Consider the following 587-nt stretch of genomic DNA (forward strand, 5'->3'; position numbering starts at 1 on the left):
TGGCGTTCTTGAGCACATGCCAAGCGCTCGTATCAGTGTTGTTGGTATTTACCGTGATGAAGAAACACTTGAGCCAGTACCTTATTTCAACAAGCTAGCGTCTAACATTGATGAGCGTATTGCTCTAGTTGTTGACCCAATGCTAGCAACTGGCGGTTCGATGATCGCGACTATCGACCTACTAAAAGAGAAAGGCTGTCAGTCAATTAAAGTTCTTGTTCTAGTTGCGGCTCCAGAAGGTATTGAAGCACTAGAAAAAGCGCACCCAGACGTTGAGCTTTACACTGCGGCAATCGATGAGAAGCTAAACGACAAAGGCTACATCGTTCCTGGTCTTGGTGATGCAGGTGATAAGATTTTCGGTACTAAGTAATTAGTTACTCCGAATAAAACAAAGGCTTGGTTTTCACCAAGCCTTTTTTGTTGCTGTTTATTTATTTAGAAAGGTTAAAGTGCGCCACTTAAAAGTCGCGCAGTCGAATTACTTCGCGCTTTCTTCTTCCATTTGAGCGTTATCAACCACGTGGTTTTCACCAAGGTCGTGTGGCAGCACTAGGTTAAGAAGGATTGCCACGATACCACATAGG

General features: G+C 44.0%; 1 protein-coding gene. It reads left to right on the forward strand.

Annotated features, from left to right (window positions below; genetic code table 11):
* On the forward strand, window positions 1–373 hold a 373-nt coding region (gene upp / locus R7Z47_RS25940; RefSeq protein WP_318130908.1), incomplete at its 5' end, for a uracil phosphoribosyltransferase.
* Window positions 374–587: the final 214 nt, after the last annotated feature.

Source organism: Vibrio sp. 1641 (assembly GCF_033339995.1).
GTDB lineage: Bacteria > Pseudomonadota > Gammaproteobacteria > Enterobacterales > Vibrionaceae > Vibrio > Vibrio alginolyticus.